Raw genomic sequence first — 15,156 nt, forward strand, 5'->3', positions numbered from 1 at the left:
ACTGGCCCGGTAAGAAGCGTTCTGGTGCGAGCGCATCCGGTATGACCGGTTCCGGCAGCTTACGCGGTCGATACCAGGCCGCTTGGAGACGACAAAGAATGGCGACAAAGGAAAAGGAAGAGGTCGAGACCGAACGCGAAGGCACCACCGATGGCCCTCTGCTCGACCTTTCCGATGATGCTGTCAAGAAGATGATCAAGGCCGCCAAGAAGCGCGGCTATGTGACCATGGACGAGCTGAACTCGGTGCTGCCTTCGGAGGAAGTGACCTCCGAGCAGATCGAGGACACGATGGCCATGCTGTCCGACATGGGCATCAACGTCGTCGAGGACGACGAGCAGGGCGAGGAGGCAGAAGCGGCCGACTCGGGTGCCGATTCCGACGAAGATGCCAACGAGCTTGCCGAGCAGACCGGCACCGCCGTCGCCACCACGACCGCCAAGAAAGAGCCGACCGACCGCACCGACGATCCGGTGCGTATGTATCTGCGCGAGATGGGCTCGGTAGAGCTTCTGTCGCGCGAGGGCGAAATCGCGATCGCCAAGCGCATCGAGGCCGGCCGCGAGACGATGATCGCGGGCCTGTGCGAAAGCCCGCTCACCTTCCAGGCGATCATCATCTGGCGCGACGAGCTCAACGAATCGAAGATCCTGCTGCGCGAGATCATCGACCTCGAGGCGACCTATGCCGGCCCCGAGGCGAAGCAGGCGCCGGTCGTCGAACGCGTCGAGGAAGCCGCCCCCAAGTCCGAGGAAAAGCCACGCGGCCGCGCGGCGGCGCGCGAGGAAGAAGACGACATCACCAATGTCGGCGGCGACACGCGCGGGCTCGAGGAAGAGGAAGACGACGAGGACGAGGCAAGCCTGTCGCTGGCCGCCATGGAAGCGGAACTGCGTCCGCAGGTGATGGAGACGCTCGACGTCATCGCCGACACCTACAAGAAGCTGCGCAAGCTGCAGGACCAGCAGGTCGAGAACCGCCTCGCAGCCGCCGGCACGCTTTCGCCTAGCCAGGATCGCCGGCTGAAGGAGCTGAAGGACCAGCTCATCAAGGCGGTGAAGTCGCTGTCGCTCAACACCGCGCGCATCGAAGCGCTGGTCGAGCAGCTCTACGACATCAACAAGCGCCTGGTGCAGAACGAGGGCAAGCTGCTTCGCCTCGCCGAAAGCTACGGCGTGCGCCGCGAGGAGTTCCTCAAGGAATATCAGGGCTCGGAACTCGATCCGAACTGGACGCGCTCGATCGCCAATTTGACGTCGCGCGGCTGGAAGGAATTCACCAAGAACGAGAAGGACGCGATCAAGGAGCTGCGCGCCGAGATCCAGAGCCTCGCCACCGAGACCGCGATCTCGATCCTGGAATTCCGCAAGATCGTAAACCAGGTGCAGAAGGGCGAGCGCGAAGCCGCGATCGCCAAGAAGGAAATGGTGGAGGCGAACCTTCGCCTCGTCATCTCGATCGCCAAGAAGTACACCAACCGCGGCCTGCAGTTCCTCGATCTGATCCAGGAAGGCAATATCGGCCTGATGAAGGCGGTCGACAAATTCGAATACCGCCGCGGCTACAAGTTCTCGACCTACGCGACGTGGTGGATCCGGCAGGCGATCACCCGCTCGATCGCCGACCAGGCGCGCACCATCCGCATTCCGGTGCATATGATCGAGACGATCAACAAGATCGTGCGCACCTCGCGCCAGATGCTGCACGAGATCGGCCGCGAGCCGACGCCGGAGGAACTGGCCGAGAAGCTCGCCATGCCGCTGGAAAAAGTGCGCAAGGTGCTGAAGATCGCCAAGGAGCCGATCTCGCTCGAGACCCCCGTGGGCGACGAGGAGGATTCGCATCTCGGCGACTTCATCGAGGACAAGATGGCGATCCTGCCGATCGACGCGGCGATCCAGGCCAATCTGCGCGAGACCACGACGCGCGTGCTCGCCTCGCTCACCCCGCGCGAAGAACGCGTGCTCAGAATGCGTTTCGGCATCGGCATGAACACCGACCACACTCTGGAAGAGGTCGGCCAGCAGTTCTCGGTCACCCGCGAACGCATCCGCCAGATCGAGGCCAAGGCGCTGCGCAAGCTCAAGCACCCGAGCCGCTCGCGCAAGCTGAGAAGCTTCCTCGACAGCTGATACGAAAATCACGGACAGGCAAATCGAAAGGGCGTCTCGGGCGCCCTTTTTTTTGCATCTCCAGCCACAGCATTGCCTTGCCGGGGCTGCCCGACAGGAGTTTAATTTCAAGGTCGGATGCATTTCTGGGCGACAAGCCGGATGCCCGCCCCGGCGCCGGCCGTAACGGCCAGGCGCCGCGCTCCGTGGCACCGGAGGGAGGTGTGCCATGACGACCTACATCATGCTGATCAACTGGACGGAGCAGGGCGCCAAGAATGTGCGCGAGTCGCCGAAGCGGCTCGACGCCGCCAAGAAGCAGCTGAGCGAGATGGGCGGTTCGTTCAAGGCGTTTTATCTGACCATGGGCGAGTGCGACATGGTGGCCGTGGTCGAGGCGCCGGACGATGCGGTGCTCGCCCGTTTCGCGCTGATGCTGTCGTCGGGCGGCAGCGTACGAACGCGCACGCTCAAGGCCTTCCCGGAATTCGCCTATCGCGAGATCATCACCTCGCTCGGGTGAAGCGGCGACGGAGGCAAGGCTCCATTGCAGCTGCGCGTCATATTGCGATGCCACACCGCGTCGCCGATAGTCGCGCGATGTCCAAGCCTCGGCTCACCGTCTGGTACAACACACGCTGCCCGGTCTGCGATGCCGGCATCAGGCGCCAAAGGCGGCGGCTGGTCGAGGCGGTGAAGGCCGGCCGCGTCGAATTCCGAGACATCAATTTCGAGCCGGCGGCGCTGGCCGAACATGGCGCCTCGCTTGAGGACATCCGCCGCCGGCTGCATGCGACCGATGCCGAGGGCAGGTTGCTGGTGGGCGCCGACGTGGCGGTGGCGGTCTGGCGGATAACGCCGGGCGAAAGCTGGCTGGCGTCACTGCTGGGCAACCCGATCGCGCTGCCGCTGACGCGCCTTGCCTATGATCGTTTCGCCGATCTTCTCTACGCCTGGAACCGCCGCAAGGGCCGCTGGTAGTCCGCTTCGGCTTAGCTTGCTGATCGTCATCCCGATCGAGCGGCGCTCCCTCGGTTCCTTCTCGATACATCGTAAGATATATCTTGACTCTCTGACGGCTGCGACCTATGTAAGATATATCGTAAGACATAACTCGAGGAGCAATCCATGCACAGACATAACCATTCCGGGCACGGCCATTTCGGCGAGCGCATGTTCATGCACATGGCCGGCAGGTTCGGCGGGCGGGGCGGCGGCTTCGGTCCGTTCGGCCACGGCATGCGCGGCGGCGGTCGCGGCGGCCCGGGCGACATGTTCCGCGCCGGCCGCATGCTGGCCGATGGCGATCTCAAGCTGATCACGCTGTCGCTTCTGGCCGAGGCGCCGCGCCACGGCTACGACATCATCAAGGCGCTGGAGGAGCGCACCAGCGGCATCTACAGCCCGAGCCCGGGCGTGGTCTATCCGACCCTGACCTTCCTCGAGGAAGCGGGCTATGCCGTTTCGTCCAGCGAAGGCAACAAGAAGGTGTTCTCGATCACCGAGGCGGGCAGGGCGCATCTCGAGGAAAACCGCGAGATGATCGATAACGTGCTCGACCACCTCGAGCGTTTCGGCCGCAAGATGGCCAAGGCGCGGGACTGGTTCGGCTGGAACGACGAGGGCGAGGATGGCCGACGCGGCCGCCATGAAAGGCGGGATGAAAAGCGCGACCGGTTCCGCGCGCTGCGCCACCGGCTGCGTGCCGCGCTCAGCGATATCGTCGATGCGAGCGAAGACAAGCAGGCCGAGGCGATCAGCATCCTGGAAGACGCCGCGGCGGCGCTCGAGGCGCTGTCGCGCCGCTGAGCGGCGACCGGTTCCCGGGCGGCTATTGCCCGCCAAGCCAAGGACCGCTACTGAAAATCGTCCTGCAACACGCTATGTGATGCAGGACGATTGCCGTTGGAGGATACTGAAATGTCTTTTCTGAAACGTCTTTTCGGCGGCGGTAGCGAGGCAACGGATACCGGAGCCGCGAAGCCGGCAAAGCAGGTCGAGCACAAGGGATTCCTGATCAGCGCCACGCCCTACAAGGCCGACGGCCAGTACCAGACCTGCGGCGTCGTCTCGAAGGAAGTGGACGGCGTGATAAAGGAGCACCGTTTCATCCGCGCCGACCGTTTCGCCGGGCTGGACGACGCCGTCGACATCTCGATCAAGAAAGGCATCCAGCTCGTCGACGAGCAGGGCGAGAGGATGTTCGGATAGGCGCTGCCTTTCGGCAGCCGCTGCGATAGCGTTTCTCGATCCGGTTGATCCGGACCGAGCTCATCGCCATCGATCTCTCGCTAGAACGATACCTTGTCGCCGCCCTTGAGCTGCAAGATCTGCCGCGCCTCGTCGGGTGTGGCGATCGAGGCGCCGAGGCCTTCGATGATCTGGCGAACCTTGGTCACCTGTTCGGCGCTGGAGCGGGCGAGCTGGCCCTTGCCGATCCACAGCGAGTCCTCCAGGCCGACCCGCACATTGCCGCCGAGCGCGATCGCCTGCGTGGCGATCGGGAGCTGGTGGCGGCCGGCGCCCAGCACCGACCAGTGATACTCGTTGCCGAACAGGCGATCGGCCGTGCGCTTCATGTGGGCGACGTCTTCCGGGTGGGTGCCGATGCCGCCGAGGATGCCGAACACGCTCTGGACGAAGAACGGCGCCTTCACCAGGCCGCGGTCGACGAAGTGCGACAGCGTGTAGAGGTGCCCGATGTCGTAGCACTCGATCTCGAAGCGCGTGCCATTGTCGGCGCAGGTGCGCAATATGTGCTCGATGTCGCCGAAAGTGTTGCGGAAGATGCGGTCGCGGGAGCTTTCGAGGTAGGGTCGCTCCCAATCGTGCTCGAAGGTCTTGAAGCGCTCCAGCATCGGAAACAGCGCGAAATTCATCGAGCCCATGTTGAGCGAGGCGACCTCAGGGGCGAAAACCTTCGCCGGTTTGACCCGCTCCTCCACGCTCATCGTCGCGGCGCCGCCGGTGGTGATGTTGACGACACAGTTGGAGCGCTGTTTGATGACCCGCAGGAAAGGCGCGAACGCCTCGGTCGACTGGTCGGGGCGCCCGTCGACCGGATTGCGGGCATGAAGGTGGACGATCGCAGCACCTGCCTCGGCCGCCTCGATGGCCGCGGTGGCGATCTCTTCCGCCGTCACTGGCAGATGCGGCGACATCGACGGGGTATGGATCGATCCCGTGACCGCGCAGGTGATGATGATCTTATTCTGGTTCGCCACTTTGTGATGTCCTGCTCTCTTCGCTATTCGACCGGCCCTATTTGACCGCCCCTTGGGTGATGCCGCAGATGAACTGCTTCGACAGCACGATATGGAGCAACGTAATCGGCAGCGCCGCCAGTGTCAGCCCGGTGAACGGCACCTCCAAGCCGGAGGGAATTCGCCTGCGAACGCGGTCAGCCCCTGTGGCAGTGTCTTCAAATTGTCGGAAGTGATCAGCACCAGCGGGAAGAAAAGGTCGTTCCAGATCGGCAGCGCTCGATGACATGCAAAAAGGGCAGGCGCCGACCGGCGCCTGCCCCTTCTCATTCCTGGAGCAGCGACTACGCGGCCACTGCGATCTGGTTCGCGGCCGCGGCAGCGATCGCATCGACCTTGGCGGTCGCCTTGGCGAGCGCGGCGGTGACGGCGTCGGCGCCCATGCCGACGCCTTCGACGCGGATGACTTCGACGTCGGTCATGCCCAGGAAGCCAAGCACACTGCGCAGGTAGGGAATGGCGTGATCCATCTGCACTGCGGCGCCTTCCGAATAGATGCCGCCGGAAGCGAGCACGATATAGACCTTCTTGCCGGTGACCAGGCCTTTCGGGCCATTCTCACCATAAGCAAAGGTTCGGCCCGAGCGGGCGACGTGGTCGATCCACGACTTCAGCGTTGAGGAGATGTTGAAGTTGATGAAGCCGGTGGCGAGGATGATCGTGTCGGCCGCGAACACTTCGTCGAGCACGGCATCGGACACGCCGACCACCTCGGCCTGGCGCTGGCTGCGCGCTTCGGCGGGCGTGTAGATGCCGGTCGTATAGTCAGGGTCGATATGCGGCAGCGGGTTGGCGACGAGGTCGTGCACGACAAGCTTGGCCGAAGGATCCGCGGCAAGCAGTTTCCGGGCGAGATCGGTGGCGACGCGGGTCGAGTGCGAAGCGGCGCCGCGCGGGCTGGAGGTAACAAGCAGAATAGACATGGCGGTGTCCCCTTGGGGTTGGATTGAACTTTCCCCGCCAATATGGGATTGCCGCTCTATCGGGAAAACTGGTATAATTTGCATGGTATCCATCGAAAATATGGATTGATCATGCAGCCAAATCCGACGCTCGACCAATTGCAGATCCTGGTGGCCGTGGCCGACACCGGCAGCTTCTCGGCCGCGGGGCGCAAGCTGAACCGGGCGCAGTCGGTGGTGAGCTACGGCATCGCCAATCTCGAAGCGCAGCTCGGCCTGAGACTGTTCGAGCGCGAAGGCATGCGCGAGCCGCAGCTGACCGATGTCGGCAAGGCGATGCTGGAGGACGCAAGACGCATGATCGGCGTCCTGCAGCGCATCCGCTCGCGCGCCGACGGCTACCGGCAAGGACTGGAGGCGGAAGTGACGGTATCGGTCGACGTGGCGCTGCCTTCGCCGGCGCTCGTGCGAGTGCTGAAAGCTTTCGAGGCCCAGTTCCCAGCGGTGATGCTGCGGCTTTATATCGGCTCGCTTGGCCTGATCGTCGATCAGGTCGTCAACGGCCAGTCGGACCTTGGGTTTGGCGGGCTGATAGGTGATGCCGATGTCAACCTGCTGCGCATCGGCTTCACCTCGATGGTACCAGCGGCGGCACCCGACCACCCGCTGGCGAAACTGCCGAAACCCGTCGCCGTCGAGGATCTGCGCGAGCACATCCAGCTCGTCGTCTCCGACCAGTCGGAGCGGACGCGCGGCCGTGACTACGGCGTCTTTGCCTATCGCACCTGGCGGCTGACGGATGTGCGCACCAAGCATGCGCTGATGCGTGAGGGCCTGGGATGGGGCGGCCTGCCGCGCTGGCTGATTGCCGACGATCTCGCCAGCGGCCGGCTGGTCGAGCTCGATCTCGAACCTTATCGCGAAGTGCGCTCGCCGCTCTATGCCATGCACCGCACCGACCGCAGCCCCAAGCCCGCCGCATCCTGGCTGATCGATGAATTCAAGCGCCAGCTCGGCTGCTTCAACGAAATGGAACCGGGCGTGTGGACGGAGGAGGGGCCGGAGACAAGCCGTCCATGAACGTCATCGCCGCGAACCACTCTATCTCTTTGCTTTCACGCAATTCCGGACAGAAGGCTACGGCGAAGTCGCCGAGCCCGACCGCTTCACACTTTTCCTGGAACTGCCTTAGCTCCGCGCCACGGGTGTCACCACCACCTGGCTGACGCCGGAGCGGCGAACGACGGTGCAGAGCGTCTCGCGGCCGATGCGTTCGGCATCGAGCATGCGCACGAGATCGTCGACGCCGGTGACCGGCCGGCCGTCTATTGCCGCGATGATGTCGCCTTCCTTCAGGCCGGCCTTCGCGGCGGGACCGTTCTTCTCGACGCTGCGCAGGCGCACCGCCGTGTTCGTGGTCACCTGCGACAGCAGCGCCGCACGGCGCGGCAGGTTGGTGGTGTCGGCAGAGACGCCGATGAAGGCGCGGCGCACGCGGCCGAAGCGGATGATCTCGGAAATGACGAAATTGGCGGTATTGGAGGCGACCGCGAAGGCGATGCCTTGCGCGCCGTGGATCATGGCCGTATTGACGCCGATCACCTCGCCTGCCGACGACACCAGCGGTCCGCCGGAATTGCCGGGGTTGAGCGCTGCATCCGTCTGGATGACGTCGTCGATCAGCCGGCCGGTCGAGGCACGCATCGAGCGGCCGAGCGCCGAGACGACGCCGGCGGTGACGGTCCATTCGAAGCCCAGCGGATTGCCGATCGCTATCGCGATCTGGCCGCGTCTGAGGCGCTTGGAATCGCCGAGTGGCGCGACGTCGGCGAAGCTGCCGTCGGCGCGCACCAGCGCAATGTCGGTGTCGGGATCGCGGCCAAGCACGTGGCCCTCGCGCGTTGCGCCATCCGGCATCGTGACGCGCACGGCGCGCGCGTCTCCGACGACATGGAAATTGGTGACGACCAGCCCGTCCTGCGCGATCACGAAGCCCGAGCCATGGCCGCCGGCGCCGATGCGCTCGATGCGGCAGACAGCCGGGCCGATGCGGTCGACCGCGTCGGCGACCGATGTCGAGTAGGCGTCGAGCAAGACATCGTCGGATTGGAGTTTTTCGGCGGCGAAGGCCATGGGAGGGCTCCCGTGTGATCTGTGCAACGGATGCCTATATGTGCGGAGCGGCCGCACTTGCCGCGACCTGACCACATGGCCAGTCCGGCCATCGACTAGCCGTCAGGCGAGTACCCGCGGCGGCGCCATGGCGCGATATCTGGGTCACTGAACGCAGGAGATGATTGATATGAGCAGCTTCAACCTCAGTGCCTTTTCCGACGCCATTGCCGATGTCGCGGCGACCGCCACGCCGGCTTTGGCGAGCTTTGCCACGCATCACCACCGCACCGCGAGCGCCTTTCACTGGCGCGACGGCTTCTTCGTCACCTCCGAGGAAGCGGTCGAGGCGGGCGAGGAGATCGAACTGACGCTGGCCTCGGGCGAAACCGTGAAGGCCGAGCTTGTCGGCCGCGACCCTTCGACGGGCGTTGCCCTGCTGAAGCCGGCGTCGGCCGCTGCCGATCTGCCGCAGCTGCCCCAGGCCGCCGCCGTGCGCCCCGGCAATGTGGCAATCGCCGTCGGCAATAGCGAAGGGGCCGCGTTAGCCGTGTTCGGCACGGTCGGCGAGGTCGGGCCTGCCTGGCGCTCGATGCGCGGCGGCACGATCGACCGGCGCATCAATCTCGCCATCAACACCGGCGGCCGCTTCGAGGGTGGTCCGGTGCTCGATGCCAAGGGCGGCCTGATCGGCATGCTGCTGTTCGGGCCACGCCGGCGGGCGCTGGTCATGCCTTACGAGACGATCGAGCGGGCGGTGGCGACGCTGCGCGAGAAGGGGCACGTCGCGCGCGGTTATCTCGGCGCCGGGCTGCACCCGATCCGCAATGGCGACACGCAGGGCGCCATGGTGATGAGCCTCGACGACAGCGGCCCGGCAAAAGCTGCCGGCCTGCATGTCGGCGACATCATCGTCGCCTGGAATGGCGAAGCGGTGCATGGACCGCGCGAGCTGATCCGCAAGCTTGGGCCGGACAGCGCCGGCTCCGCGGTTACGCTCGGTGTCCTGAGCGGCGGCGCCGAGCGCGACGTCTCGATCACCATCGGCGAGAAACCTTTGAGCTGAGAGGGGCGATGCCAAGCAGCGCGGCACAAATGATCGTGAGACCGGAGCCGGCAAGCCACCGGCTGACGGTGCTGATCGCGCTCGGCGACGCGGCCCGCGCCGAGCAGTTGGCCGACACGCTCGCGGCAAGCGATGATCTGCTGCCGGCGCTCGCCGGCAGCAGCATGAGTCAGGTGGCGGATGTCGCCTTGGTCGACGAGGCGGCATGGGAAAGCCAGGCTGTGAGCCCGGCAACGCCGTGCGTGCTGCTGTCGCGTCGCGCCGGCCACGAACGGCCGGCAGGCAACGTGCTTGCGATGCTGCCGGCCTCCGCCGACGGGCTGCTGATTGCCGCTGCTTTGCGGCTGGCGGCGTCCGGCTACCGCGTCAGCAGGGCAGGGCAGTCAGAGGCACATGGCGATTTCCACGGAGAGGCGTCCGAGGACGAGACGCCTGACGACAACCAGCCTCGCGCGGCGTTGTCGCCGCGCGAGGCTGAAGTGCTGGCGCTGCTGGCGGAAGGCGCGCCCAACAAGGTGATCGCCCGGCGGCTCAACATTTCCGTCCATACGGCGAAATTCCATGTCGCCGCGATCCTGATCAAGCTCGGCGCCGCCAACCGAACCGACGCGATCGCCATCGCGATGCGGCAAGGTCTGGTTCTGGTCTGACGGGTCAGATTGCCGGTTCGATGTCGGTCAGCCGGAAATCATCACCCTTGAACAGCAGCGGCATCGCTTCGAGCCGCGCCGTCGCATAGGCGATGCAGTCGCCGAAGTTCAACGCCGCCGGATGCCGGCCCTTGCCGTAGCGCAGGAAGGCTTGGCGCGCGACCGCGGCATGGTCGGCGGTGAAGGCGACGGTCTCGATAGAAGCCGTCCGCAGCAAGGCGTCGAGCCGGTCCAGGATCTCGTCCTGCCATCCACCGGCGAGCACCGTGCTGGTTTCGAGGAGGGTTGGCGCAGCAATCAAGCGTCTTGCGGCATCCGCGATCGCCTGCACGAAGCGGTCATGGCCTGGCTCGGCGCGGAGGATCGCGACCAGGGCCGACGAGTCGATTATCACCGCGTCGGAGCCCCATGTTCGTCATAGCCAAGGATCTCATCCTCGGTCATCGCATTTTCCCGTTTCGGGACCTGCGCGGCGCTGTCCGAAATTGCCATCAGCCGTTGGAAAAGGTCGCTGTTCTCGTTGCGAGGCACCAGCCGCTCGCGCGCCACCTCGCGCTCGAGGCTTTGACGGATCGCTTCCGTCACCGATATGCGACGGCGACGGGCAAGCTCCCGCGCCAACCGCTCGACCTCCATATTCTTGATCGAGAGCGCCATTCTATATTCCGCCTTTCTGTATAGAATATATACGTCTTCGGTACTAAAGCCGCAAGATGGCGAGGCTCCGCTGCGTCACCACGGGCTGTATGCACGACCCCTTGTGTCCACGGGTTGGCGCAGGCAAGGATCGCCCGAGGAAGACAGGGAGACGAGAGATGTCGCTCAAGGGAAAGACGCTGTTCATCTCGGGTGGATCGCGCGGCATTGGGCTGGCGATCGCGCTGCGCGCGGCGCGCGACGGCGCCAATGTGACGATCGCCGCCAAGACCGCGGAGCCGCATCCCAAGCTGCCGGGCACGATCTACACCGCGGCCGATGAGATCGAGCAGGCCGGCGGCAAGGCGCTGCCGATGCTCTGCGACATCCGCGACGAAACTCAGGTCGCCGATGCGGTGGCAAAGACCGTGGAACGGTTCGGCGGTATCGACATCTGCGTCAACAATGCCAGCGCCATCCAGCTTACCGGCACGCTGGAGACCGACATGAAGCGCTACGATCTGATGCACCAGATCAACACGCGCGGCACGTTCCTGGTCTCCAAAATGTGCATTCCGCACCTGAAGTTGGCCAAGAATCCTCACATCCTGAATCTGGCGCCGCCGCTCGACATGAAAGCCAAGTGGTTCAAGAACCATGTCGCTTACACCATGGCCAAGTTCGGCATGTCGATGTGCACGCTCGGCATGAGTGCCGAGTTCGCCGGAGCCGGCATCGCCGTCAACTCGCTGTGGCCGATCTCGACCATCGACACGGCCGCCGTGCGCAATCTGCTGGGCGGCGCCACGGTCGCGGCGATGAGCCGCTCGCCCGACATCATGGCCGATGCGGCGCATGCGATCTTCCTGCGCCCGTCGCGCGAGGCGACCGGCAATTTCTACATCGACGAGGAGGTTCTGCGAGCCGAGGGCGTCACGGACTTTTCGGTCTATGCGCCGGGCGCCAAAGGGCCGCTGGCCGGCGACTTCTTCGTGCCGGACGAGGTATTTGACCGTACAGATACTGAGATAAGGAATATCTACTGACGGAAATCGTGCGGGCGTCGCTTCATCTCGATAAAGCGCTCCAAGTCACACGGCTCCGGATTCCCGATTGGTCACCCTCGTCGATTGCCTTACGAAGCCGTTCGAGATTTGAATGATCTTCAGTTTCTCCCACGACGTCACTCCCTGGCCTTCTTGCCTTTCGCCAGCGCCATCACCCGGTCGATATAGGCAAGCATCAACGCCGAAAGCACGAAGGCCAGATGCATGACGGTCAGCCACATAAGCTGCTGCGTCGTGTAGGAAGCGTGGTTAAGGAACACCTGCAGCAGGTGGATGGAGGAGATCGCGACGATGGTCGAGGCGACTTTCACCTTCAGCGATCCGACGTCGATCGTGCCCAGCCAGTGCACCTCGCCATCATGCTCGTCGAAGCGGCTGACGAAATTCTCGTAGCCCGAAATGATGACCATCACCACCAGCGAGGCGACGAGAGCCGCGTCGATCAGGCCGAGCATCTTCAGGATCGTGTCGGTGTCGCCGAGCGTGAAGGCGCTCATGACGAACTCGTAGAGCTTCTTGCCGAAGGAGAGCGCGTAAGTCGCCAGCGCCAACCCGAGCCCCAGATAGAAGGCGACCAGCAGCCAACGTGAGGCAAGGATGACGGATTCGATGGCGAGTTCGAGACGCTTCATGAGATGTTCCGGGGTCGTTTCGCTCTGATTGTTTGTCTTTACGCAATTCCGGACGGAAAACCGCTGCGCACTTTTCCTGGAATTGCTCTTCGGGGTTCGATCGTATTTCGGGCAGGTGTGCTCTCTTTTCAAGAAAAAAGCCCCGCCGGAGAGGGGGCCGGCGGGGCTCATGTGTCCCGCTGGAGTCGGGACGGGGCAGGGAACGCCCTAGCTAGAATCTGGGTGCCGGAATGCGGCGATTCAATGAGCTCGGCGGAACAAGCGGGACAATTCTTCTTGAATTTGCAAGAGAAGGGGCCCGCCCGGATCCGGGCGGCCCGTCTTGTCGTACTGATTCCGAAAATCGGGTCAGGATCTTGAAATCATTGCTCGTTGTTGCTCGCCACCGGCGCCACCAGCGAGGTGATGCGGCGGATGGCGACGCGGCGGTTCTCGCGGTTCGGGCCGGGCGTGTTGACCTTGAGATACTCCTCGCCATAGCCCTGCGTCGTGAGGTTCTCCGCGGGAATACCGAACGAGTTGGTGAGGGCTTCGGCGACCGCCTCGGCGCGTCGGTCCGACAGCGCGAGGTTCGCGTCGGGCGTGCCAACGGCGTCGGTATGGCCTTCGATCAGGAAGGTTTCCGCCGGGTTCTTCTTCAGAAGCTTTTCCATGGCGGTGGCCACGCCTTCGAGCTTCTGCACCTCGGTATCGGAAATCGTCGCCGAGCCGAAGTCGAAGTTCAGCGTGTCGAGATCGATGCGACGGGCGATGTCGCGCACGCGGGCCGAGCGCTTGACCTCGTCGATCGAGTAGAGGCGCTGCACCCTCTCCACCGGCGGCTGTTCGAGGAAGGTGTAATACTCGTCCGGATCCTCGACTTCCTCCGAATCCAGGATGTAGTCCCGGCGCGGGATGTCGAGCCGCATCGGCGGCAGGTCGTCGCCGGGATCGCGCCATTCGTCGACATCGTTATAGTACCGCTCGTCGACATAGCTCAGCACATATTCGTGGCCATCCGGCGTGATGCGCGATCGCCGGATGACGTCGCCATTGCGGTTGCGGATGGTGACGATCTGGATGCCGTTCTCGCGCTCGACGATTTCGCGGGTGCGGCCGCCCGAAAGATCCTCGTAGTAGACATCCTTGGCGCCGCGCGTGATGCGAGGCGCCTCGTTGCTTTCCACGAATGTCTGGTTGTTGAACTGGAGGATCACGCGGTCGCCGAACTGCTTCACCACGTCGGCACCCTGCGGCCGGCGGCGCTCGCGGACAATCTCCTGGGGCGTGAGGTCGACGCGCTTGCCTTTTTCCTCGGTGGCAGGAACGATCCTTTCAGGCTGGATCGCCTGCTGCGCCGTTCTGTCGTCGGTGGGCGGCGGACCCTGATTGACGGGAGCCTGCTTCTCGGCCTGCTGGCCACCTTGCTGTCCGGCCTGGTTACCGCCTTGCTCGACCTGGCCATTCTCGTTCTGGCCGGCCGGCTGACGGCCCTTGTGCCTGCGCAAGACATCCTTCTGGCTGTCCAGGATGGGTGCCTCGTTCGGATTGGCAGGCGCTTCGCCCTGCGCGGCATTGCCGCCATTCGCGGGCTGATTGTTGTTGGCAGGCTCTTCGCCCGTGGCAGGCTGCTGCTGGCCCGTTGCAGGCTGCTCGGTCAGCGGTTTCTTGGCCTGCCTCTTGTTCTGGTTCGAAGGCTGTTCGCCTTGGGCCGGCGTCTGCTCGGTCCCGGCCGGTGCCTGCTCGGTTCCCGGAACCGGCAAGGGCTTGAGCTTGCGAGTGCCCTGACCCGCGGGGGCCTGTTCGGCCGGAGTCTGGCCTTGCTCGGCAGGTTGTTGGCCCAGTTTCCGTTTCTTTCCAGGCTGGTTGTCATTTGCCGGCTGTTGTTCTGACGGCTGTTCCGCTGGCGCAGCTTCCTGCTGCTGATTGAGCTTCCTCTTGCGCAGTTGCTGCTGCTGGTCGGGGGCGACCTGCTCGGTCGTCGGGGCCGTCTCGCCTTGCTGCTGCTGATTGAGCTTTCTCTTGCGCAGTTGCTGCTGCTGGTCGGGGGCGACCTGCTCGGTCGTCGGGGCCGTCTCGCCTTGCTGCTGCTGATTGAGCTTCCTCTTGCGCAGTTGCTGCTGCTGGTCCGGCGCGACCTGTTCGGCCGGCTGCTCCGCCGGCGCCGATTCGGTCTGCTGGTTGCGCTTCTTCTTGCGCGGATTGAACTGCTGCTCGTCGGTCGCGGGCTGACCGCCCTGATCGGCAGGTGCCGCCTCGGTCTGCTGCTGCTGGTCGCGCTTCTTGCGCGGCCTGAGCTGCTGCTCGGCCGGTGCCGCCTCATCGGACTGGCCGGACTGCATCTGCTGCAGTTCCTGCCGCCTCTTGCGCGGCTTCTGCTCGGACTCGGCGGGCTGTTCGGCCGGGGCGGATTCCGTCTGCTGTTGCTGCTCGCGCTTCTTTTTCCTCGGCTGCTCCGCTCCCTGCTGGCCTTGCGCACACTCCTCAGCCGACTGGCCTTCGGCACAGGTCGATTGGGCCAGAATCAACGGTGCCCCCCGCGAGGTGCCGAAATCGGCCTGCAGCGGATACGCGCCCAACGGCGCGGATGCCATAAGCAGGCCGATTGCCGTACCCGCCAGAATCCGTGGTTGGCGTTTCATATCTGTTTTCTCCTAGTGGGGTCCCATCGCTGCCCAAACTTCATCAGCCGCAATTGGTTCCGTCAGGCATTGCAGCCAGCCAAGGATGTCCGGCAG

General features: G+C 64.4%; 17 protein-coding genes. 9 read left to right on the forward strand and 8 right to left on the reverse strand.

Annotation, left to right across the window (positions count from 1 at the left end):
* Positions 1 to 98 precede the first annotated feature (98 nt).
* From rpoD to QAZ47_RS13700, 5 genes are all read left to right on the forward strand, one after another.
* Positions 99 to 2,132, forward strand: a complete 2,034-nt coding sequence (rpoD, locus tag QAZ47_RS13680) for an RNA polymerase sigma factor RpoD (RefSeq protein WP_278207279.1) — start codon at positions 99 to 101, stop codon at positions 2,130 to 2,132.
* 208 nt (positions 2,133 to 2,340) lie between these two features.
* Positions 2,341 to 2,634 (forward strand): GYD domain-containing protein, encoded by a 294-nt coding sequence (locus tag QAZ47_RS13685; RefSeq protein ID WP_126098889.1) that lies wholly within the window; start codon positions 2,341 to 2,343, stop codon positions 2,632 to 2,634.
* 77 nt (positions 2,635 to 2,711) lie between these two features.
* A complete protein-coding gene (locus QAZ47_RS13690; protein WP_278207280.1) occupies positions 2,712 to 3,092 on the forward strand; it encodes a DCC1-like thiol-disulfide oxidoreductase family protein in 381 nt (126 codons plus the stop codon).
* A 147-nt stretch (positions 3,093 to 3,239) separates the two neighbouring features.
* Positions 3,240 to 3,920: a PadR family transcriptional regulator gene (locus QAZ47_RS13695; RefSeq protein WP_278207281.1), complete on the forward strand. Its 681-nt coding sequence runs from the start codon at positions 3,240 to 3,242 to the stop codon at positions 3,918 to 3,920.
* Positions 3,921 to 4,031: 111 nt separating this feature from the next.
* Positions 4,032 to 4,322 carry an HlyU family transcriptional regulator gene (locus QAZ47_RS13700; RefSeq protein WP_278207282.1) on the forward strand — a complete coding sequence of 97 codons (291 nt, stop codon included), beginning with the start codon at positions 4,032 to 4,034 and terminating at the stop codon, positions 4,320 to 4,322.
* 80 nt (positions 4,323 to 4,402) lie between these two features.
* On the opposite strand, the gene QAZ47_RS13705 is transcribed toward QAZ47_RS13700, so the two are convergent.
* Genes QAZ47_RS13705 through QAZ47_RS13715 form a run of 3 tightly spaced genes read right to left on the reverse strand, consistent with a single transcriptional unit; the run spans position 4,403 to position 6,297 of the window.
* Positions 4,403 to 5,335: a 3-keto-5-aminohexanoate cleavage protein gene (locus QAZ47_RS13705; RefSeq protein ID WP_278233609.1), complete on the reverse strand. Its 933-nt coding sequence runs from the start codon at positions 5,333 to 5,335 to the stop codon at positions 4,403 to 4,405.
* 37 nt (positions 5,336 to 5,372) lie between these two features.
* Positions 5,373 to 5,603, reverse strand: coding sequence for a hypothetical protein (locus tag QAZ47_RS13710; protein ID WP_278233610.1), 231 nt, complete (start codon positions 5,601 to 5,603; stop codon positions 5,373 to 5,375).
* A 55-nt stretch (positions 5,604 to 5,658) separates the two neighbouring features.
* Positions 5,659 to 6,297 carry an FMN-dependent NADH-azoreductase gene (locus QAZ47_RS13715; protein ID WP_278233611.1) on the reverse strand — a complete coding sequence of 213 codons (639 nt, stop codon included), beginning with the start codon at positions 6,295 to 6,297 and terminating at the stop codon, positions 5,659 to 5,661.
* A 111-nt stretch (positions 6,298 to 6,408) separates the two neighbouring features.
* On the opposite strand from QAZ47_RS13715, the gene QAZ47_RS13720 reads away from it, so the two are divergent.
* On the forward strand, positions 6,409 to 7,356 hold the full coding sequence (locus tag QAZ47_RS13720; protein WP_278233612.1) for a LysR family transcriptional regulator: 948 nt from the start codon (positions 6,409 to 6,411) through the stop codon (positions 7,354 to 7,356).
* Positions 7,357 to 7,464: 108 nt separating this feature from the next.
* Here the strand turns inward: QAZ47_RS13720 and QAZ47_RS13725 are convergent, their stop codons facing one another.
* Positions 7,465 to 8,409 carry a trypsin-like peptidase domain-containing protein gene (locus tag QAZ47_RS13725; RefSeq protein ID WP_278207287.1) on the reverse strand — a complete coding sequence of 315 codons (945 nt, stop codon included), beginning with the start codon at positions 8,407 to 8,409 and terminating at the stop codon, positions 7,465 to 7,467.
* 169 nt (positions 8,410 to 8,578) lie between these two features.
* Between QAZ47_RS13725 and QAZ47_RS13730 the strand changes: the two genes are divergently transcribed.
* Together QAZ47_RS13730 and QAZ47_RS13735 are read left to right on the forward strand one after the other, a co-directional pair.
* Positions 8,579 to 9,454 carry a S1C family serine protease gene (locus QAZ47_RS13730; protein ID WP_278233613.1) on the forward strand — a complete coding sequence of 292 codons (876 nt, stop codon included), beginning with the start codon at positions 8,579 to 8,581 and terminating at the stop codon, positions 9,452 to 9,454.
* A 29-nt stretch (positions 9,455 to 9,483) separates the two neighbouring features.
* Complete coding sequence (locus QAZ47_RS13735) at positions 9,484 to 10,104, forward strand: helix-turn-helix transcriptional regulator (protein WP_278233614.1); 621 nt, start codon at positions 9,484 to 9,486, stop codon at positions 10,102 to 10,104.
* 4 nt (positions 10,105 to 10,108) lie between these two features.
* On the opposite strand, the gene QAZ47_RS13740 is transcribed toward QAZ47_RS13735, so the two are convergent.
* Together QAZ47_RS13740 and QAZ47_RS13745 are read right to left on the reverse strand one after the other, a co-directional pair.
* Positions 10,109 to 10,498 carry a type II toxin-antitoxin system VapC family toxin gene (locus QAZ47_RS13740; protein ID WP_278233615.1) on the reverse strand — a complete coding sequence of 130 codons (390 nt, stop codon included), beginning with the start codon at positions 10,496 to 10,498 and terminating at the stop codon, positions 10,109 to 10,111.
* Positions 10,495 to 10,761, reverse strand: a complete 267-nt coding sequence (locus QAZ47_RS13745; protein ID WP_278207291.1) for a type II toxin-antitoxin system VapB family antitoxin — start codon at positions 10,759 to 10,761, stop codon at positions 10,495 to 10,497. Before QAZ47_RS13745 ends, QAZ47_RS13740 begins: the two co-directional genes overlap by 4 nt.
* Before the next feature lie 158 nt (positions 10,762 to 10,919).
* Between QAZ47_RS13745 and QAZ47_RS13750 the strand changes: the two genes are divergently transcribed.
* Complete coding sequence (locus tag QAZ47_RS13750) at positions 10,920 to 11,786, forward strand: NAD(P)-dependent oxidoreductase (RefSeq protein WP_278233616.1); 867 nt, start codon at positions 10,920 to 10,922, stop codon at positions 11,784 to 11,786.
* Between the two features lie 137 nt (positions 11,787 to 11,923).
* On the opposite strand, the gene QAZ47_RS13755 is transcribed toward QAZ47_RS13750, so the two are convergent.
* Positions 11,924 to 12,439 carry a TIGR00645 family protein gene (locus QAZ47_RS13755; RefSeq protein ID WP_278207293.1) on the reverse strand — a complete coding sequence of 172 codons (516 nt, stop codon included), beginning with the start codon at positions 12,437 to 12,439 and terminating at the stop codon, positions 11,924 to 11,926.
* A gap of 362 nt (positions 12,440 to 12,801) precedes the next feature.
* Complete coding sequence (locus QAZ47_RS13760) at positions 12,802 to 15,060, reverse strand: OmpA family protein (protein WP_278233617.1); 2,259 nt, start codon at positions 15,058 to 15,060, stop codon at positions 12,802 to 12,804.
* Between the last annotated feature and the right edge of the window lie 96 nt (positions 15,061 to 15,156).

This window comes from Mesorhizobium sp. WSM4904, assembly GCF_029674545.1.
GTDB lineage: Bacteria > Pseudomonadota > Alphaproteobacteria > Rhizobiales > Rhizobiaceae > Mesorhizobium.